Origin of the sequence: uncultured Maricaulis sp., from assembly GCF_963976135.1 — a bacterium.
Classification (GTDB): Bacteria; Pseudomonadota; Alphaproteobacteria; order Caulobacterales; family Maricaulaceae; genus Maricaulis.
The window spans coordinates 1-18,235 of sequence record NZ_CAXBKN010000010.1 but is presented as its reverse complement, the minus strand read 5'-3'; the positions used below and the strand labels follow the sequence as shown (position 1 = coordinate 18,235).

Below are 18,235 nucleotides of genomic sequence, written 5' to 3'. Positions count from 1 at the left end.
GGATTGTCCGCCATGTCATTTCGATCATTCTTAACGGGTACAAGTGCGCTTGTTCTGCTCGCTGCCTGCTCGCCGCAGACCGCCGAAACCACCGCCCCGCCGCCCGCTGAAGCCGTCGAGACGGCAGCCGTCCAGACCGAGACCGAGCGGCTCAATGCCTGGTTCGACGAGCAGTTCGCCGCCGAGCTCGCCTTCTCGCCGGAGGGCAAGACCTATCTGGGCATGCTCGATGATCTGGAAGCCTATGGCCAGTGGGATGATCCCTCCGAAGCCGCCTTCCGGGCGGGGCTCCAGCGTGCCGCTGACCGCCTGCGCTACATGCAGGAGAACTTCGACTATGACGCCCTGACCCCGGAGGCTCAGGTCAGCTGGCGCTTTGCCGAATTCATCGCCGCCAACGACGCCCAGCAGGGCGAGTTCCGCGACCACAACTACACTTTCACCCAGTTCTTCGGCCCGCACACCGGCATGCCGACCCTGCTGATCGGCTATCACAAGGTGGAAAACCTCGATCAGGCCGAGGCCTATCTCAGCCGGTTGTCCAGCCTTGGCGACACGCTCGAGATCCACACCACGCAGGCCGACGAGCAGGCTCAGGCCGGGATTGTCGCGCCAGCCTTTGCCTATCCGATCGTGATCGGGGCGGCACAGCGTTTCATCACCGGGGCCCCCTTTGACGACAGCGGCGAGGATTCGCCCATTCTGGCCGATTTCCGCACCAAGGTTGAAGCGCTCGGGATCGATGATGCCGAGAAGACAGCCTTGATTGACCGCGCCATCATGGCCCTGACGGATGGTGTCGCGCCGGCCTATCAGCACCTGATCGAAGTGATGGAGCGTCATGCCGAAATGGCCGACGGCCGCAATGACGGCGCCTGGGCCCTGCCCGATGGCGGAGAATATTATCGCAGCCAGCTGACCAATTACACCACCCGCACCGACCTCACAGCGGCCGATATCCATCAGACCGGCCTGGACGAGGTTGCCCGCATCCATGGCGAAATGCGCGCCATCATGGAACAGGTCGGCTTTGACGGCACGCTGCAGGAATTCTTCGCCTTCCTGCGCACCGATCCGCAATTCTACTATGCCGATACCGAGGAGGGCCGCGCCGCCTATCTCGCCGATGCCACCGCCATTATTGGTCGCGTCATGGACGCGGCTCCGGATTATTTCGGACAATTGCCGGCCGCCAATCTGGAAGTGCGCGCCGTCGAGGACTACCGCATCACCACTGCGACCGGTGCCTTCTACGAACCCGGCTCGCTCGATGGCAGCCGTCCCGGTGCCTATTACATCAATCTGGCGAACATGGCCGAAAGCCCGACCTACCAGATGGAGACGCTCGCCTATCATGAGGGCGCGCCTGGGCACCATTTCCAGAGCTCGCTGGCCCAGGAACTCGAGAGCGCGCCAATGTTCCAGCGCCTGACCTGGTATTCCGCCTATGGCGAGGGCTGGGCGCTCTATGCCGAAAATCTCGGCAAGGATATGGGCTTCTTTACTGACCCCTATATGGATTTCGGCCGCCTCTCCTATGAAGTCTTCCGGGCCGCGCGCCTGGTGGTCGATACCGGCATTCACGACCTGCAGTGGACCGAGCAGCAGGCCGTTGACTACATGACGCAGAATACGCCGATGGCCGATACCGATATCCAGAGCGAGATCCGCCGCTATATCGTCTGGCCCGGCCAGGCCGTGTCCTACAAGATCGGCATGCTCACCATTCTCGATCTGCGCCAGCGGGCGATGGATCAGCTCGGCGATGATTTCGACTGGGGCGAGTTCCACGATGTGGTCCTGACCCATGGTTCGGTGCCACTGACCCTGCTCGAGGAATTGGTCGACGCCTATATCGCCGACACGCTCGCGGCCCGCAGCGCGGATTGATACCCGTTGCCGGAGGAGGGTCTTCCCCTCCTCCGGCCTCGCCGGCCAGGTGGAAGTTCTGCCATATGCAGGTCTTGACCGGGCCGGAATATCCGCTGACGGTGCCGCCCGGATATTGATCGAGCCGGACGCGGGCGAAAGCCTCGCAGGATAACCGGCGGCAGACATCGGGGAAACAAGATGCGTCGTATGATCCAGACACCCATGGCGGTGTCCCTGCTGGCCTTGATGGCGGCCTGTTCGCCGCAACAGCCATCGGCAGGCCCTGCCGAGACCACCGCCGCCGTGCAGGAGGTCGCCACCGAACAGACCGAGACGGCCCGGCTCAATGCCTGGTTTGCAGAGCTGTTCGAAGAGGATCTGGCGCGTTCGCCGGAAACCCAGACCGCGCTGGGCCGCGTCGATGATCTCGACGCCTATGGCCGCTGGGATGCGGTCGATGAGGCCGATGCTGCGGCGGCCAATGCCCGCCGCATCGAACGTCTCGACCATTTGCGCAATAATTTCGATTTTGAGGCCCTCGACGCCAAGGCGCGGGTCTCTTACCGAGTGTTCGAATATCTGCAGCAAACCGGAATCCGCAATTACGAATTCCGCGACCAGCGCTATATCTTCACCCAGATGTTCGGCCCGCATACCGGCCTGCCAACCACACTCATCAGCCAGCATCGCATCACCAATACCGAACAGGCGGACGCCTATATCCGCCGTCTCGAGGGCATGGGGCCGATCCTGGGCGAGTTGATCGAACAGGCCGAAACACGCGCCGCCGCCGGCGTGCTGCCGCCGCGCTTCGCCTTCGCCTATCTGATCGACAATACCGCCCAGCTTGTCGCCGGTGCCCCTTTCGATGACAGCGGCACAGCCTCGCCCCTGCTGGCCGATTTCACCGCCAAGGTCGAGGCGCTCGAGATTGACGACGATGCCAAGGCTGATCTGATCGCCCGCGCCACCACCGCCCTGCTGGGTCAGGTCGGCCCCGCCTATACCGGTCTGCTCGCCATGTTCCAGCGTCACCGCGAGATGACGGATGAACGCGACGGCGCCTGGAAATTGCCGCGCGGCGAGGCTTATTACCAGGCCCAGCTGGCGACCTTCACCACCATGCACGACCTCTCGCCCGAGGAAATTCACCGGACCGGGCTCGACGAGATCGACCGCATTCACGGCGAGATGGCCGCGATCATGGACCAGGTGGGCTTTGAGGGCTCGCTGGCCGAATTCTTCGAATTCATGCGCTCCGACCCGCAATTCTACCTGCCGAGCACCGATGAGGGCCGGGCCGAATACATGACCCGGGTCAATGCGGTTTTCGACCGGGTGCGCGGTGTGCTGCCGGATTATTTCGACACGGTGCCACGCGGCGAAATGGTGGTCCGCGAGGTCGAGCCCTACCGGGCCGCCGGGTCACCGAGCGCCTTCTACAATACTGGCACAATGGACGGCACGCGTCCCGGCACCTTCTACGCCAATACGCTGAATATGCGGAATCTGCCGATCTATCAGATGGAGACCCTCGCCTATCATGAGGGTATTCCGGGCCATCACTTCCAGCTCACCCTGGCGCTGGAAGCCGGCGACACCCCGATGTTCCAGCGTCTGCTCTACCTGCCGGCCTTCGGCGAGGGCTGGGCGCTCTATGCCGAGAGCCTGGGCAAGGATATGGGAATGTTCACCGACCCCTATCAGGATTTCGGCCGCCTCGCCTATGAGCTGTGGCGTGCCGGACGCCTGGTCGTCGATACCGGCATCCATTCCATGCGCTGGACGCGCCAGGATGCGATCGATTATCTGCGCACCAATACCTCCTTCACCGAGGAGGAGATCACGCGTGAGGTCGAGCGCTACATCGTCTGGCCCGGCCAGGCGACGGCTTATAAGATCGGCCAGATACGCATTCGGGCCCTGCGTGACTTCGCGCAGGACCAATTGGGCGATGCCTTCGACTACGGCGAATTCCACGATGTGGTGCTGACGAATGGCTCCTTGCCACTGCCGGTCCTGACCGAGCTTGTGAATGATTATGTTGAGTCCAAGCGCGCTGAAACGGCGCCTTGAGGGAGAATGAAATGACGAATTTGAAACGATTCCTGGTCAGCGCCGCGAGCGCAGCCCTGCTCGCCGCCTGCTCGGATCCGGCCGCGACACCACCGGCGGCCAATACGGCGCCAGCCGCCGATACGGCGGCCGCGCCGGCCGATACCGGCAGCGACCAGCCCGTCCTGTCCGCAGAGACTGTGCGCCTCAATGCCTGGTTTGAAGAGGTGTTCCAGCGCAATGTCGCCCGCTCGCCGATGACCCAGACCTTCCTCGGCATGAAGACCAATTACGATCAGTGGAATGACGCCTCGCCGGAATATGACCGCGAGGACTTTGAGCTCGGCCAGGCCGACCTCGCCTATATGCTGGCGAATTTCGACTTCGACTCCCTCGACGAAAGCGCGCGGCTTTCCTGGCGCCTGTTTGAATATAATGCCCAGCGGGCTGCCGATGGCCGGCGCTGGGTCGATCACGGCTATACTTTCACGCCGCGCTCCGGCCCGCACATGAATTCGCCGACCTTCCTGATCAATAATCACCGCATCGACGATGTCAGCGACGCCGAAGCCTATATCGGCCGCCTGCGCAATCTGGGCCCCTATCTCGACCAGAATATCGCCAATGCCCGCCGCTCCTTCGAGCTCGGTGTCTCGACGCCGGACTGGACCTATCCACCAATGATCCGCACGGCGCAGAACATCATCACCGGCGCCCCGTTCGATGATGGCGATGACAGCCCGATCATGGCCGACTTCCGCGGCAAGGTCGCCGCGCTGGGCCTGCCACAGGACGAGGCGGACCAGTTGCTGGCCGATGCCTCAGCGGCCCTGCGCGACGTCGTGGCACCGGCCTATGGCCGGATCATCGCCCTGTTCGAGGAACAGGCCGGGAGCGCCAGCAGCGATGACGGCATCTGGAAACATCCCGATGGCGGCGAATATTATAATTACCTCCTCAATGGCTATACGACGATGGATATCTCCGCCGAGGAAATCCACCAGCTTGGCCTGTCGGAAGTCGCCCGTATCCATGACGAAATGCGTGGCATCATGGAGCAGGTCGGGTTTGAGGGATCCCTGCAGGACTTCTTCGAATACATGCGGACCGATCCGCAATTCCAGTATTCCAATGACGAGGCCGGCCGCACGGCCTATCTCGCCGATGCCACGGCGCTGATCGACACCATGCGCGAAGCGCTGCCGCAAATGTTCAACACTTTCCCGCGCGCGCAGCTGGAAGTGCGCCGGGTCGAAGCCTTCCGCGAGGCTTCTGCAGGCAAGGCCTTCTACAACCGCCCGGCACCGGACGGGTCACGGCCGGCCTATTATTACGCCAATCTGCGCGATATGGCTGATATGCCGACCTATCAGATGGAAGCACTCGCCTATCATGAGGGCATTCCTGGTCACCACATGCAGCTGGCCATCATGCAGGAGCTGGAAGGCGTTCCCTCCTTCCGCCGATTTGGCGGCTATACCGCCTATACCGAAGGCTGGGGCCTCTACAGCGAATTGCTGCCGCGTGAATTCGGCTTCTATTCCGACCCCTATTCCGACTTCGGCCGCCTGGCGATGGAATTGTGGCGCGCCTGCCGGCTGGTCGTCGATACCGGCATCCATCACCATCAGTGGAGCCGCCAGGATGCGGTCGATTATCTCGCCACCAACACGCCCAATCCGCAGGGCGATGTCGAGAATGCGATTGACCGTTATGTCGTCTATCCGGGCCAGGCCAATGCCTACAAGATCGGCATGCTCGAGATCCTGCGCCTGCGCGGGATCGCCGAGGCCGAACTGGGCGAAGCCTATGACATCCGTGACTTCCACGATGTCGTCCTGACCCAGGGCGCCATGCCACTGGCGATCCTGGAAGAGCGCGTCCAGGATTATATTGCCGCCACGCCGCACTAGGCAGACGGCACAGGCAAGCAAAAGGCCGCCCGATCAGATCGATCGGGCGGCCTTTCCTTTTGTATCCGTGCGTTTCGGACGCGCTAGATCGGCATGCGCAGGATTTCCTGATAGGCGCGGACCACCTCATCGCGAACCGCGACCATGGTTTCCAGCGTGATTTCGGCGGCGGAAACCGCTGTCGCCACATCGATCAATTCAGCATCGCCGGTCGCTGAGGCCGCCGTCATCTGTTCGGCATGCCCGAGCGAGTTGGAGGTCTGGCTGATCGCCTCGGCGAGCAGATCGCCGAAACCGGCGCCGCCGGCCTCGACCTTCTCGCTACCGGTCCCGGCAGCGGCCTGGGCGGAACGAATCGCGGCCTGGTAGGCCTGTACCCCGGTGAGATCACCTGCCATGGAAATTATCCTTCAAACTCGTTCTGAGTCAGTAATGCGCCCGGTTAGCGGCGCAGGAGATCAAGCGCACGCTCCTGCATGCGGCGGCTGTTTTCAATCATGTTGAGATTGGCTTCATAGGTGCGCAAGGCTTCGCGCATATCCATCATTTCCACCAGCATATTGACGTTGGAGGTCCGGATATATCCACTCTCATCGGCTGCCGGATGGCCGGGATCATATTCCAGCGTAAAGTCGGACTGGTCCTGGGCGACATCGGTCATGCGGACGCGATTAATGCCGGACGCCCGGTCAAGCTCGGTGTCGAAGACCGGGATCTGGCGCTGATACGGATCGCCGCCGGCTTCGCGTGCCGTCGAGTCGGCATTGGCGATATTCTCGGAGATAATCCGCATCCGGGCCGCCTGGGCCCGCATTCCGGAGGCCGAGACCTGCATCGCGTCTGAAGCATTTCCCATGACTTATTCTCCCGGCTAGCGGCCAGCCTGGCGGATCGCGGTACGGATCATGCCGAGGCTTTTCTGGTAGAGGCTCAAAGCGCTCTCGTATTCCATGCGATTTTCATTGGCCCGGATCATCTGTTCCTCGAGCACGACCGTGTTGCCGTTGACCGTGGTCTCGGAGTCCGGCGCATCCTTGGTCTGCCATTGCTGGATCGGCGATGTCAGCGCAGCGACAGCCGGACCACCGCGCGTCGAACGCGCCGCGGAACGCGCCTGCATCTGGTCACGCAGATTGCGCTGGAATTCACTCTCATCGAGATCCTGGGCGACATAGCCGGGCGTGTTGGCATTGGCGACATTCTCCGCAATCACGCGCTGACGCTGATTGTGGAAATTCATCGATTGGGTCAAGAGGCCCAGCACGGGCACGTCTTCGGGTCGCATGAGCGAATCGCCTTCTGATTGGGGTTCAGGCTGCGCCCGCACGGTTAACGCTGGCTTAACCGCATCGGCCCACAAGGCGAGATGAAGCAAAATGCGGCCCTGCCATGAATGACCTCGTCAATTGGAGCCATTACCTGCTCGCCCTGATGGTCCTGCTCGGCCTGCTCGGCGCGATGGGCTTTTTTGCCTATGCGGTGCAGCGCGGCTGGATCCTGCAAGGCGTCACCGGTCTGCGGGCTTTCACCGCAACGACGCGCCGCCTGTCGATCAGCGAAACCATGAGCGTCGATCCGCGCCGGCGCATCGTCATCGTGCGCTGCGATAATCGCGAACATGTGCTTCTGCTCGGTGCCGAGCGCGAAACCATTCTGGCCAGCCATGATGTGCCGGCCGCAAGCCCGTTAGCGAACAGGGAAACCGGAACATGAAAAAGGGGTTCTGGCTCTATCTCGGCCTTTTTGCACTCGGCGCGGTCCTGCTGATGGGCGGCGGCGCCCAGGCCCAGTCCATCACGATCGATACCGGCACGGAAGGCGGTCTGACCGAACGCGTGCTGCAGCTGATCGCCCTGATGACGGTGTTGTCGCTGGCGCCGTCCATCGTCGTGATGACCACGAGTTTCGTGCGCATCACTGTCGTGCTGTCTCTCCTGCGCACCGGGCTTGGCCTGCAGCAAAGCCCGCCCAATGCGGTGCTGGTCAGCCTCGCCATGTTCCTGACCGCCTTCATCATGGCCCCGGTCTTCACCCAGTCCTATAATGAGGGCATCGAGCCCCTGCTGAACAATGAGATCGAGCTGACCGAGGCGTTTGACCTCAGCACCGACCCGCTCAAGGCCTTCATGCTGATGCATACCCGCGAGGATGATCTCGGCCTCTTCATCGGCATGTCCCAGGGCGAAGTGCCGGAAACGCCCGCCGATGCCTCCTTCTTCGTCGTCGCGCCGGCCTTCATGATCTCCGAATTGCGCCGCGCGTTCGAGATTGGCTTCCTGCTCTTCATTCCCTTCCTGGTGATCGACCTGGTCGTCGCCTCCATCCTGATGTCGATGGGCATGATGATGCTGCCACCAGTGGTGATCTCGCTCCCGTTCAAGCTGATCTTCTTCGTTCTGGTCGATGGCTGGCGCCTGGTCACCGGCGCGCTGGTACAGAGTTTCGGCACGATAGGCTGACGGGCATCCGGTCGACGCAGATTCCCAGATATCCGGATCATGCCTGAGCCGGCCAGCGCTCGCGGCCGCTGCGTCCTGCCAGGATCAGGCCGGACCACCGCCATTGCTGAAGCGCGCCCGGAAGGGTTCCATGAAGGCGTCGAGCGTGTCGATACGCGCGATCCGCGCTGCCAGATCCGAGAAACGGACATTGCCCTGAGGCGTGTCGTCATCGGTAAGAACCTCGAACGCGGCTCCCCCCTCGGTGATGGCCATCGCCTCGCCATAGCGGCGCCCAAGCCGGCCGGCCGCTGTCCGGTCACCTGACAGGGAATAGGCGATCGCCGCCCGCACCAGGTCGGATTGCTCCGACGGCGTCAATGGTGCGGCATCGAGATAACGATTGCCCAGCAGGGCTTCCAGCCGGCGGCCGGTATTGGGCCAGTCGCGCTGGGCCCAGGTGACGTCAGCGCGCAGGCGAGCGGCGGCTGGTGACTGGTCGCCCTGGATCAACTCCAGCGCCTGCTCGTGACGGCCCAGCTCGGACAGGGCCCGTGCTTCCAGCAGGTAGCGTTCATCGACCAGGCTTTCGGGCAAGCCTGCGACGCGCGACCCACGGATCGTGTTGAGCGCGTCTTCATAGCGATGGTCCATCAGATAGACGACCGCCAGATCCGTGGCGACCCGGGCGCGCGCGGTCGGTTCGCGCAGGCGATAGGTGCAATCAGCCCCTTCGCTGATCCGGTGACACCCAACCTGATGCTGCAGCAGTTCAGACGCCGGGCCGAGCAGGTCGAACGCGATCAGGCGGTCGGCCAGACGCCGGATCATCCGATCGCCATCGGAACCGATCGGGGCCAAATGCTGGTATTGATAGAAGATCGCAACGGCTTCGATAGGATCCATCCGGTCGGCCTCTCCCTCGAGGAAGAGCCGGCGGAAGATCGCCCCCATGTCTTCGCCCATGCGACGGCCGGCCTCGGTCTCGGGAAAGCGGGACTGTGCCGTGCTCATGGTCTGGAGACCGCGTGCAAAACTGCCGGACTGGACATAGAGCTCGCCCAGCAGCCGTACGGTGTCGAGTTCAATCGTATCGCCGCGCCAGCGGAAGCGCAGGTTCTCCAGCCCGTCTATCGCCTCTTCCCGTGTGATGCGTCCCTCGGCGACCTGCAACCGGTAGAGCTCGTACAGGGCGTGCGCCTCCACGGGCGGCACCCCGGATTCTGCCAGGCTTTCAAACCGGCGGAGCGCCTCGTCAAGATTGTCGGATTCCGCCTCGATCCGGGCCGCAATATAGGCAGCGTCCAGCCGGGTCCGGTCATCGGGATCCCCCTCATCGACGCGATAGAGAAAATCCTGCGCCGCAGCGAGATCGCCGAGCTCAAGCGCCGCGCGCGCCTGAGCGACCGCAAAGCGCGCCTGCCATTCCGGCGAATAGGAACCCGCGACAGCCTGACCGGCGAGCAGGCGGCGGCGGCCTTCCGGCCAGCGTTCCAGCCCGACCGCAATCATGCCGCGCCAGAGATCAGCGGCTGGGTCGACCAGCAGGGACGGATCGGCCAGGTAGCGGCTGGCATCATTGAAGCGATGCACGCGATAGGCGGCGACGGCCTGCAGGGCCCGGACATGGGAATCGGTCGCGAGCTGGGGTTCGCGATCAATCGCAAAATCGAGCATGCCCAGCGCTTCAAGCGACATTTCTCGGGCGAGCAGGAAGCGCGCCAGGCCGATGCGGCTCTCGGAACTGTCCTCAAGCGCTGATTGGCGCAGACGGGCATGCCAGGCCGGGGTGAAAGGCCCCTCGCCGCGCCAGGCGGCAAAATTCATCATTGCCGGCGACGCCAGCGCCACCGCGTTGGCATTGCCCCCGCCAGTCAGGGCGCCGGCCGGGGTCAGATCGAGCCCGCCAGGACGGCCAATTGCCGCGCCGGAACCGATCAGGGCCAGTTCAAGATCCTCGGCCACGGCCTCAACGGCACCGCCATGGGCAGACGGCAGCAATGCTCCGCCAACGAAATCGCGGCGTGTAATCAACCCCTGGACCGGGCTGGTGGCTGTGACCACGGCAATCTGGTCGCCCACCACTGGATCGGGCACCCAGCGGATGGCATGGGCGCCATCCAGGCCGATCAGGATGCGGCCGGGCCGCCCGAGACGGGCATCGCGGCGGATCTGGATCGGGCGCGGCGGTGCCTCGATACGGTCGCTGAAGACAATGATCCAGCGGCCATCATCAATCCGGGCCTCTGCCTGCGTCACACCGGAGGCCACCAGCCGGACGGCCGTGTAGTCGGGCCCCTGCAAGACCTCGTAATCACGAATATGGCGGTGGGGCCCCTGGGGAAATTCACCAATCTGCAAGGCGGCGGCGGCGTCGAAAACGATCCAGATGGCATCGCCGCGCCGGAAGATCGCTGCGCCGACCGGTGCCGCCCAGGCGAATTCGGCCCGCAAGTCGCCATCGACCACGGCCAGCGAAACCGGCACAATTCCGTCCGCAGGGACGGGATTGAGCCCGGGCTCAAGCTCGGTCATCGCCGGCGCCGGAGCCAGCTGTACGGGGCCGGCGGGAGGCGCTGCGGTTTCACCGGCGTCCGGCGCGGTGGCCGCCCTGACCGCTTCGGCAATCGGCGCGTCGGCCGGGTCCTGGTAGTCTTCGCTGGCCGGTGCTGGATCGGGTTCTGCCCCGGCTGCCGCAGCGGGGGTGCGCAGACGGGCGATCTGCGCCAGCAGGGCCTCGGCACCGGCTGCGGCCGGATCGGGCAAATCAATATTGACCCGCGCGCCATCGGCCCAGGCCCGCGCCTGCACACCCGGATCGAGCGCCAGCCGCAGGATCCAGTCATTGCCGATGCGTTCCTGCGTCGCGGAGCGCACAAAATTCGGCGGCGAACCGGCCAGCCGCCCGAGCGCAATATCGGCCGGCTCGCTGAAGCGGAGCTCGGCGGTGTCGCCCGTCTGGGTCAGCGTGAATGGGACTTCATGCGGCCAGATCAATTCAATCCTTGTGTATTCCGTGGTCTGGCCGATCCGGTATTCGACCGGAACCGGGTCGAGTGGCGGCGGGCCGGCAGGCGTGCTGGCCGCCAGTTCGGCGGCACGCAGGGCAGCTGCCTGCTCGGCCTGCTCGCGCGGCGATATCATGGGAGCCAGGGCCGGCGTGCCAGGCGGGGCGATATCAATCGCCACCAGGTCATAACTGGAGGAAATGCGTGCCTCGGCCGGCCCGGTCAGGGCGATCCGCAAGGTCGCGCCGTCCGCATCCAGCCGGGCGCGCGCCGCCAGATCGCCGATCTCCTCAGCGAGGCCGGAAATATCCGCCTCCATCGCCTCGCTCAGATCGACGAGGAGAACGGAGTATTCCACAGCCGCGCTTGCGGTCGGGCGCGCATCGCCGACGCTGTCATCATAATCGAGAATAATGCGCGCAGTTGCGCCATTGCGCTCGACGCGGACATCGGCCGGGCTTTGCGCCAGCGTCGCCGAACCCAGGCAGCAGGCGAGCGCCAGACCAGACACAAAGCCGATATGACTAGCCGCCCTGGGCAATACGCGCCTCCAGCTCGGCCACAGTCTCGGGAAGATTGCTCCGGGCGGCCATGCGCTCGGTCAGTCCGGCCGCTGCCAATGGCGTCATCTCGGCGAGAATGGCGCCAAAGGTCCGCTGCGACATGCGCGAGGCGATTTGCAACTGCGTGTTCAGATCGAGACTGGAAATCCGTGTGGCCGCATCACCGGCATCCATCGCGGCATACCAGGACACGATGACGTCCATGTCTTCCGATTCGCGCTCGGTCAGCTCGCCGGCCAAGCCTTCGATCTCGGTCCGCAATTGCGTCAGTTCGCCAATCTTGGTGTCGACGCGATGTTCCATCGCCAGCATCAGCGCCTCGCGCGTTTCCAGCTCGCTTTCGCGGCGGTCCAGTTCAACCGAGCGTTCACGCAGACGATAGATCACACGCATTTCTTCAGCCGTGCGATCACCGCCGGCAATACGGTTGGCAAATTCGGGACTCGGCGTTGAGGAAGCCGGTTCGGCCGGCGCGTCATTCGACAGGCTGATCGGCGCGGCGGCGGCCGGGCCCGCTTCGTCATGATCGTCTGCGGCCGGTTCTTCGCTGGAGCCGTGCTGCTCGATCGTGGCGGCATAGGCCTGCCACCAATCGGCAGCGCCATTGGCGACCGAAATTGATTTGAGAGCAAACAGCCCCCCCATCAGAATCGCGAGGACGGCGAGCAGGCGCATCGGTTCACGCATCACGGTCTATCTCACATCCTTGAGGCCGTTGATCACCGACGAGCCGGCGCCTTCGGGAAAAATCTCCGAAGCACGGCGGCGGGGTGCGCGGCGCGAAATCGTGTCGGCGGTGCGGTCGGCATGGCCGGTCATCAGGCGCAACTCCTCGGCCAGACCACGCGCTTCGCGGACCCGGGCTTCAAGCACCTCACCGGATTCCGTGGTGGCGCGTTCGAGCGCGGCCAGGCTGGCGCGGGCCCGATCGGTCGCTTCATTCAGCGCGATAACGGCGCCGCGAACCCCGTCCTGGCCGCGCTTGAGCGCGTTCAGGCGGCGATCCACGCGCCAGCACATCACCACAGCCACCAATAACAGACCGGCGACCAGCGCCTCGAAAATCAATCCTGCGAGTGTCATGCGAACCTCATCATTGCTTTCTTGGCGACCGGCGATAGCGGACCGCTCAGGCGCAGGGCGACACTGTGTCCGAGTCGGCCCATGCGGCCGCGCGTCAATGGCACATTGCCACAACGCAATTCGACTTCGCTGGTCGGCGAGGCATCAAGGAAGAGCGTGTCGCCCACCTTGAGATCCATCACCCGGCCCAGCGTCACGCGCTGCTCGTCGAGCACGGCGTGGACTTCCATCTTGGTCGACCACAGCTCGGTGGCCAGATGGCCTTCCCAGATATTATCGCGACCGAATTTCTCACCCATGAATTGCTGCAGCAGCATTTTCCGGATCGGCTCGAGCGTCGCATAGGGAAGCAGCAGCTCGATGCGCCCGCCGCGGTCTTCCATATCGATGCGCAGCTTGACGAGGATCGCGGCATTGGCCGGCCGGGCGATCGCGGCAAAGCGCGGATTGGTCTCGACGCGCTCGAGATCGAAATCGACTTCGGTCAGCGGCTGGAAGGCCTGTTTGGCATCGCCGAGTACGACCTCGATCATGCGCTGGACCAGCATGCGCTCGATCGTGGTATAGGGCCGCCCCTCAATGCGCATGGCCGAGGTGCCGCGGCGCCCGCCGAGCAACACGTCAACGATCGAGTAGATCAGATTGGAATCAACCGTCAGCAGACCGTAATTATCGAGCTGCTTGGCACGGAACACCGCCAGAATGGCCGGCAGCGGGATCGAGTTGAGATAATCGCCAAAGCGGATCGAGGAGATATTGTCGAGGCTGACCTCGACATTGTCCGAGGTGAAATTGCGCAGGCTCGTCGTCATCAGCCGGACGAGCCGGTCGAACACGATCTCCAGCATCGGCAGACGCTCATAGGAGACGAGTGCCGAATTGATGATGGCGCGAATGCCCGACTTGTCGGCCGCATCGTCGTCGGAGAGCGAGAAACCGAGCAGGCTGTCGATCTCGTCCTGATTGAGGATACGTTCCTGCGCACCGCCGGACTGGGCCATCTCGGACGAATCATCGTCACCGCCGACCATGGCCTCCCATTCGGAGGCGAGATCGAGATCATCGCCATCCTCGGCCATCGCTTCCCATTCGGCAGCGAGCGCATCTTGGTCCATATCGTCAGACATGCAGTTGGGTCCTAATCGACAATCATGAATTCTTGAATCAGCACGGCGTCGGCATATTCCGGTTCAATAGCCAGATTCACCCGCCGCAATAATTCCAGACGCACACGGTTCATTCCGGCCGAACCGTAGAGATCATCCTCACGCAGCTCGCGCAGGAACATGATAAACTGGTCCATGATCGGATCGATGTGCGCATCGACGACCTGTCCGAAATCCGGATTGGATGATTCCAGCGTGATTTTCAGCATCACGGTGACCGGACGGCCATCGACCGAACGGATATTGGTGATGATCGGATCCTCGGCGCCATCCGCGTCGCGCAGCGGGAAGTAATAGGCTTGCGCCTCATGCGCCTCTTCCGCCTCGGCATGCGCCCCGGCTGCGGCCATCACCGGCTGTCCATGATCATCGAGCACCGGAGCACCATGCTCATCGAGCAGGGCTTCCATCACGGGCTCATCACCGCCACCGGCAAACATCATGAAGCCGGCCACGCCGGCCAGCAACAGAATGATCGCCGGCAGGCCGATAAACAGACCGAGCTTGAGCATGCCCATTTTCGGCTTGGCCTTGGCCTCGCCGCCGTCTTCTTCTTCATTTTCTTCCGGATCGTCAGCCATGCCGGTCTCCTGCAAGGGAATCGCTTTGCATGATTAACGGCCAGCGCGGTTAACACTCCGTAGCCTTTGCGACGGAACCGGCAATTCCTGCCCAGTTGCCCGGACAGGATTGCCCCTGTGTCAGCGGCCCCGCAGGCCAGACCCTGCATCAACCCATTGATTTTGAGCGATATTAACCTTGGCACGCTGGATGCAATGGTTTGTGGTGACGCCGCAGACCGTGGCGAACACCGGCATCCAGAATGGAATATGCCCATGGATAATACCCTGATGATCGGCCTGTCGCGCCAAATGGCCCTGCGCCAGGCGATGGATGTGGTGGCGAACAACATCGCCAACGCCAATACGGCGGGCTTCAAAGTCGAATCACTCCTGATCGAAAACAATGCCACCTCGACAGCGTCGCAGGCCGACGGCCCCACAGACCTTCAATTCGTTGATGTCTGGGGCATGGGCCGCGATTTCCGCCAGGGCGCGCTGGAAATGACCGGCCGCAATCTCGATGTGGCGATCGAGGGTGAAGGCTTCTTCGCCGTCAGCGCCAACGGTGCCGAGCAATTCACGCGCGATGGCCGCTTCCATCTCGACAATGCCGGCCAGCTCACCGCTCATGACGGTGCGCCGGTGCTCGACGCCGCCACCCGCAGCCCGATCATGCTCAATCCGTCGGCGCAATCGACCAGCATCGCCCAGGACGGCACCATTACCCAGGACGGTGTCCCGGCCGGAATAGTCGGCGTGTTCGAGATACCCAATCTGTCTTCGCTCTCCAAGCAGGGCAATGGCCGCTACGTCCAGACCGACAATCCCGACGGCCGCAATGACCCGCAAGCCATGCTGTCACCGGTCATGCGCCAGGGCTTTGTCGAGGCGTCCAACGTCCAGCCTGTGGTCGAGATGACCGACATGATGACCATCATGCGCAGCTATCAGTCTGTGTCGAAATTTGTCGAACAAGCCGAAGACATCAACCGTCGCGCCATTGAGCGCCTCGGCAAGGTTTAAAGGAAAAGGGGACCGATATGCGCTCTCTCATGACTGCCGCCACGGGCATGCAAGCCCAACAGCTCAATGTCGAGGTCATCTCGAACAACCTGGCCAATATGAACACAACCGGGTTCAAGCGGCAGCGCGCCGAGTTCCAGGATCTGCTTTACCAGAATGTCCAGCAGATGGGCGTCAGCTCCTCGGATGCCGGCACCATCGTGCCCACCGGTATCCAGATCGGCCTCGGCGTCCAGACCGCCTCGATTTACCGCATCACCGAACAGGGCTCGCTCGCCAATACCGGCAACCCGTTCGACCTGGCGATCAATGGCGATGGCTATTTCCGCATCGCCATGCCCAATGGCAATGATGCCTATACCCGCGCCGGCAGTTTTGCCGTCAGCCCGGAAGGCGAAATCGTCACGGCCGACGGCTATACTGTCGCGCCCGGCATTGTCATTCCCGAAGGCGCTCGCAGCGTCGCGATCAATGAGCAAGGCCAGGTCCAGGCCCTGCTCGACGGCCAGACCGACCCGCAAACGGTCGGCCAGCTCGAACTGTCGACCTTCAATAATGATGCCGGCCTGGAAGCGATCGGGAATAATCTCTTCCTCGAATCCGCCGCCTCCGGCGCGGCCGCAACCGGCACGCCGAGCTCACCGGGCTATGGCTATGTGATGCAGGGTTTTGTCGAGGCCTCGAACGTCAATGCGGTGACCGAAATCACCTCACTGATCCAGGCCCAGCGCGCCTATGAAATGAATGCCCGCGTCATTACCGCCTCCGACGAAATGATGTCCGCCACCTCGAACCTTCGCTAGGAGGACCGATAGATGATCCGCGCAAGCCTCATTGCCCTCGCCTGCCTCATCACGGCACCGGCCCTCGCATCAGAGCCCGTCTTCCTGCGCGAAACGCTGGTTGTCGAGGGGCCGCAAATCACCCTCGGCGACCTGTTCGAACTCGGTGGGCCAGAAGCCGACACCGTCCTGGCCCGGGCGCCAGCTCCCGGTGCCCGCGCCGCGCTCGACGTCAATTATGTGCGCCAGATCGCGGCCGATCACGAGCTTGACTGGGCCAATGCGTCCGGCCTGCTGCGTCTGACCATCACCCGCGCCAGCCGTGTCGTCGATGCGCGTGAACTGACCGGCATGATCGAGGGTGAATTATTTGCCCGCGAAGGCGGCCAGCATGAAGTCCAGCTCGCCAATACCAATCTCGCCCTGCACGCGCCGGTCGATACAATTGGCGGGCCGCAGATCAGTGCCCTCAATTATGACCCACGCACCGGCATGCTCAGCGCCGAGGTCGCGCCCTTCGACGGCGCTGCACCGGTGCGGGTTACCGGCCGGGCCTATCAGACGATCGACATTCCGGTCCTCGCCCATCCTGTCGCGGCCGGCGAGATCATCGGCGATGATGATATCCGCTGGGTCTCGCTGCGCAGCGATCGCGTCCGGCCGGATTCCGTGCTCGATCCGGTAGCCATCATCGGCCACCAGGCCCGCCGGGCGCTGCGTGCCAGCGAACCTCTGCGCGGCTATGACCTGCAACAGGCCATCCTCGTCAATCGTGGCGATCTGGTCACCCTGATGTTCGAAGCCCGCGGCATCCAGCTCAGCGTCAGGGCCCGCGCCCTCGAAAACGCCGCCGACGGCGAGCTGATCCGCTTCGTCAACCTGCAATCCAACCGCACTGTTGAAGCCATGGTGGACGGCCCCGGCCGCGCCCGCGTCTTCGCCAGCCCTGCCGCCAGCTTCTAGGCCCTGGAGAACATCATGATCCGCAAGATAGCCGTCATCATCATCGCCGCGCTCGCCCTCCAGGCCTGCGGTGCCACAACGCGCCTGTCGCAAGTCGGCCAGACCCCGCCGATGCGGCCGATCGAGAACCCGGCCGTTCTGGCCGGCACCGGCCCCTCGCAAATACCGATGCCCATCATGCCCGGGCGGCTCCCGGCCACCCAGACCAATTCACTCTGGAACGCCAATTCGCCAACCTTCTTCGGCGATCCGCGCGCGGCACGCATCGGCGATATCCTGACAGTCAATATCGATATTTCCGACAGCGCCCAGATCAATAATACGACCAGCCGTTCCCGCACGGCGGCTGAAGATTCCGACCTGACGCAATTTTTCGGGCTCGATCTGACCCAGTTCTTCAATGACAATATCGACCCAAGCGCCCTGACCAGCCTCGGCTCGGCCTCGTCAACCTCCGGCACCGGTACGGTCAATCGCGGTGAATCGATTTCGCTGACAGTCGCCGCCATCGTCACCCAGGTGCTGCCGAACGGCAATCTGGTGCTCGCGGGCCGTCAGGAAGTGCGGGTCAATAACGAAGTGCGCGAACTCCTGATCAGCGGCATCGCCCGGCCCCAGGACATCGGCTCCGACAATACGATCAGCCACACCCAGATTGCCGAAGCCAGAATCTCATACGGTGGACGCGGGCATATCTCCGAAGTCCAGCGCCCCAGCTATGGCCAGGAACTCTACAATATCCTGATGCCCTTCTAGGCGGCATCAGCGACACGAACAGCCGGCCGGCCTTGCGCGAAATCATGTCG

Annotated in this window: 17 protein-coding genes; 9 read left to right on the top strand and 8 right to left on the bottom strand. The window is 63.2% G+C overall.

Translation table 11 applies throughout. The features are described from left to right. Positions 1-12 precede the first annotated feature (12 nt). The 3 genes from AAC023_RS02510 to AAC023_RS02500 all read left to right on the top strand — a co-directional run bounded on the left by AAC023_RS02510 (position 13) and on the right by AAC023_RS02500 (position 5,840). Positions 13-1,890, top strand: coding sequence for a DUF885 domain-containing protein (locus tag AAC023_RS02510; RefSeq protein ID WP_339737784.1), 1,878 nt, complete (start codon positions 13-15; stop codon positions 1,888-1,890). 180 nt (positions 1,891-2,070) lie between these two features. Continuing rightward, positions 2,071-3,948, top strand: a complete 1,878-nt coding sequence (locus AAC023_RS02505) for a DUF885 domain-containing protein (protein WP_339737782.1) — start codon at positions 2,071-2,073, stop codon at positions 3,946-3,948. Positions 3,949-3,959: 11 nt separating this feature from the next. Next, positions 3,960-5,840: a DUF885 domain-containing protein gene (locus AAC023_RS02500; protein ID WP_339737780.1), complete on the top strand. Its 1,881-nt coding sequence runs from the start codon at positions 3,960-3,962 to the stop codon at positions 5,838-5,840. Positions 5,841-5,923: 83 nt separating this feature from the next. Here AAC023_RS02500 and fliE read toward each other — a convergent pair whose 3' ends face one another. The 3 genes from fliE to flgB are packed head-to-tail and all read right to left on the bottom strand — an operon-like array spanning position 5,924 to position 7,125. Then, positions 5,924-6,238 carry a flagellar hook-basal body complex protein FliE gene (fliE, locus tag AAC023_RS02495; RefSeq protein WP_339737778.1) on the bottom strand — a complete coding sequence of 105 codons (315 nt, stop codon included), beginning with the start codon at positions 6,236-6,238 and terminating at the stop codon, positions 5,924-5,926. A gap of 44 nt (positions 6,239-6,282) precedes the next feature. Then, positions 6,283-6,696: a flagellar basal body rod protein FlgC gene (flgC, locus tag AAC023_RS02490; protein WP_339737776.1), complete on the bottom strand. Its 414-nt coding sequence runs from the start codon at positions 6,694-6,696 to the stop codon at positions 6,283-6,285. A gap of 15 nt (positions 6,697-6,711) precedes the next feature. After that, entirely contained in the window at positions 6,712-7,125 is a 414-nt protein-coding gene (gene flgB / locus AAC023_RS02485; RefSeq protein WP_339737774.1) for a flagellar basal body rod protein FlgB, read from the bottom strand. Positions 7,126-7,229: 104 nt separating this feature from the next. Here flgB and AAC023_RS02480 point away from each other — a divergent pair, with 104 nt between their 5' ends. Both AAC023_RS02480 and fliP read left to right on the top strand, forming a co-directional pair. Further along, positions 7,230-7,553, top strand: coding sequence for a flagellar biosynthetic protein FliO (locus AAC023_RS02480; RefSeq protein WP_339737772.1), 324 nt, complete (start codon positions 7,230-7,232; stop codon positions 7,551-7,553). Next, positions 7,550-8,299: a flagellar type III secretion system pore protein FliP gene (fliP, locus tag AAC023_RS02475; RefSeq protein ID WP_339737770.1), complete on the top strand. Its 750-nt coding sequence runs from the start codon at positions 7,550-7,552 to the stop codon at positions 8,297-8,299. The genes AAC023_RS02480 and fliP overlap by 4 nt, the downstream gene beginning before the upstream one ends. Before the next feature lie 84 nt (positions 8,300-8,383). Here the strand turns inward: fliP and AAC023_RS02470 are convergent, their stop codons facing one another. From AAC023_RS02470 to AAC023_RS02450, 5 genes are read right to left on the bottom strand one after another with little or no spacing between them, the layout of a single operon-like run. Next, complete coding sequence (locus tag AAC023_RS02470) at positions 8,384-11,827, bottom strand: hypothetical protein (protein WP_339737768.1); 3,444 nt, start codon at positions 11,825-11,827, stop codon at positions 8,384-8,386. After that, positions 11,811-12,536, bottom strand: a complete 726-nt coding sequence (locus AAC023_RS02465; protein ID WP_339737766.1) for a hypothetical protein — start codon at positions 12,534-12,536, stop codon at positions 11,811-11,813. The genes AAC023_RS02470 and AAC023_RS02465 overlap by 17 nt, the downstream gene beginning before the upstream one ends. A gap of 6 nt (positions 12,537-12,542) precedes the next feature. Continuing rightward, complete coding sequence (locus AAC023_RS02460; RefSeq protein ID WP_339737764.1) at positions 12,543-12,932, bottom strand: DUF6468 domain-containing protein; 390 nt, start codon at positions 12,930-12,932, stop codon at positions 12,543-12,545. Then, positions 12,929-14,059, bottom strand: coding sequence for a flagellar motor switch protein FliM (gene fliM / locus AAC023_RS02455; protein WP_339737762.1), 1,131 nt, complete (start codon positions 14,057-14,059; stop codon positions 12,929-12,931). Before fliM ends, AAC023_RS02460 begins: the two co-directional genes overlap by 4 nt. Before the next feature lie 11 nt (positions 14,060-14,070). Then, on the bottom strand, positions 14,071-14,679 hold the full coding sequence (locus tag AAC023_RS02450; protein ID WP_339737760.1) for a flagellar basal body-associated FliL family protein: 609 nt from the start codon (positions 14,677-14,679) through the stop codon (positions 14,071-14,073). 255 nt (positions 14,680-14,934) lie between these two features. Here AAC023_RS02450 and flgF point away from each other — a divergent pair, with 255 nt between their 5' ends. Genes flgF through flgH form a run of 4 tightly spaced genes read left to right on the top strand, consistent with a single transcriptional unit; the run spans position 14,935 to position 18,185 of the window. Beyond that, positions 14,935-15,684 carry a flagellar basal-body rod protein FlgF gene (gene flgF, locus AAC023_RS02445; protein WP_339737758.1) on the top strand — a complete coding sequence of 250 codons (750 nt, stop codon included), beginning with the start codon at positions 14,935-14,937 and terminating at the stop codon, positions 15,682-15,684. Positions 15,685-15,713: 29 nt separating this feature from the next. Continuing rightward, positions 15,714-16,487 (top strand): flagellar basal-body rod protein FlgG, encoded by a 774-nt coding sequence (gene flgG, locus AAC023_RS02440; RefSeq protein WP_339737756.1) that lies wholly within the window; start codon positions 15,714-15,716, stop codon positions 16,485-16,487. A gap of 12 nt (positions 16,488-16,499) precedes the next feature. Further along, positions 16,500-17,429, top strand: a complete 930-nt coding sequence (gene flgA, locus AAC023_RS02435; RefSeq protein WP_339737754.1) for a flagellar basal body P-ring formation chaperone FlgA — start codon at positions 16,500-16,502, stop codon at positions 17,427-17,429. 15 nt (positions 17,430-17,444) lie between these two features. Then, on the top strand, positions 17,445-18,185 hold the full coding sequence (gene flgH, locus AAC023_RS02430) for a flagellar basal body L-ring protein FlgH (protein ID WP_339737752.1): 741 nt from the start codon (positions 17,445-17,447) through the stop codon (positions 18,183-18,185). The last annotated feature ends 50 nt before the right edge of the window (positions 18,186-18,235 follow it).

What these genes read in the sequence shown, in the direction of transcription:
- AAC023_RS02510 (WP_339737784.1), top strand. Translation starts at nt 13, where the DNA reads ATGTCATTTCGATCATTCTTAACGGGTACAAGTGCGCTTGTTCTGCTC.
- AAC023_RS02505 (WP_339737782.1), top strand. Translation starts at nt 2,071, where the DNA reads ATGCGTCGTATGATCCAGACACCCATGGCGGTGTCCCTGCTGGCCTTG.
- AAC023_RS02500 (WP_339737780.1), top strand. Translation starts at nt 3,960, where the DNA reads ATGACGAATTTGAAACGATTCCTGGTCAGCGCCGCGAGCGCAGCCCTG.
- fliE (WP_339737778.1), bottom strand. Translation starts at nt 6,238, where the DNA reads ATGGCAGGTGATCTCACCGGGGTACAGGCCTACCAGGCCGCGATTCGT.
- flgC (WP_339737776.1), bottom strand. Translation starts at nt 6,696, where the DNA reads ATGGGAAATGCTTCAGACGCGATGCAGGTCTCGGCCTCCGGAATGCGG.
- flgB (WP_339737774.1), bottom strand. Translation starts at nt 7,125, where the DNA reads ATGCGACCCGAAGACGTGCCCGTGCTGGGCCTCTTGACCCAATCGATG.
- AAC023_RS02480 (WP_339737772.1), top strand. Translation starts at nt 7,230, where the DNA reads ATGAATGACCTCGTCAATTGGAGCCATTACCTGCTCGCCCTGATGGTC.
- fliP (WP_339737770.1), top strand. Translation starts at nt 7,550, where the DNA reads ATGAAAAAGGGGTTCTGGCTCTATCTCGGCCTTTTTGCACTCGGCGCG.
- AAC023_RS02465 (WP_339737766.1), bottom strand. Translation starts at nt 12,536, where the DNA reads ATGCGTGAACCGATGCGCCTGCTCGCCGTCCTCGCGATTCTGATGGGG.
- AAC023_RS02460 (WP_339737764.1), bottom strand. Translation starts at nt 12,932, where the DNA reads ATGACACTCGCAGGATTGATTTTCGAGGCGCTGGTCGCCGGTCTGTTA.
- fliM (WP_339737762.1), bottom strand. Translation starts at nt 14,059, where the DNA reads ATGTCTGACGATATGGACCAAGATGCGCTCGCTGCCGAATGGGAAGCG.
- AAC023_RS02450 (WP_339737760.1), bottom strand. Translation starts at nt 14,679, where the DNA reads ATGGCTGACGATCCGGAAGAAAATGAAGAAGAAGACGGCGGCGAGGCC.
- flgF (WP_339737758.1), top strand. Translation starts at nt 14,935, where the DNA reads ATGGATAATACCCTGATGATCGGCCTGTCGCGCCAAATGGCCCTGCGC.
- flgG (WP_339737756.1), top strand. Translation starts at nt 15,714, where the DNA reads ATGACTGCCGCCACGGGCATGCAAGCCCAACAGCTCAATGTCGAGGTC.
- flgA (WP_339737754.1), top strand. Translation starts at nt 16,500, where the DNA reads ATGATCCGCGCAAGCCTCATTGCCCTCGCCTGCCTCATCACGGCACCG.
- flgH (WP_339737752.1), top strand. Translation starts at nt 17,445, where the DNA reads ATGATCCGCAAGATAGCCGTCATCATCATCGCCGCGCTCGCCCTCCAG.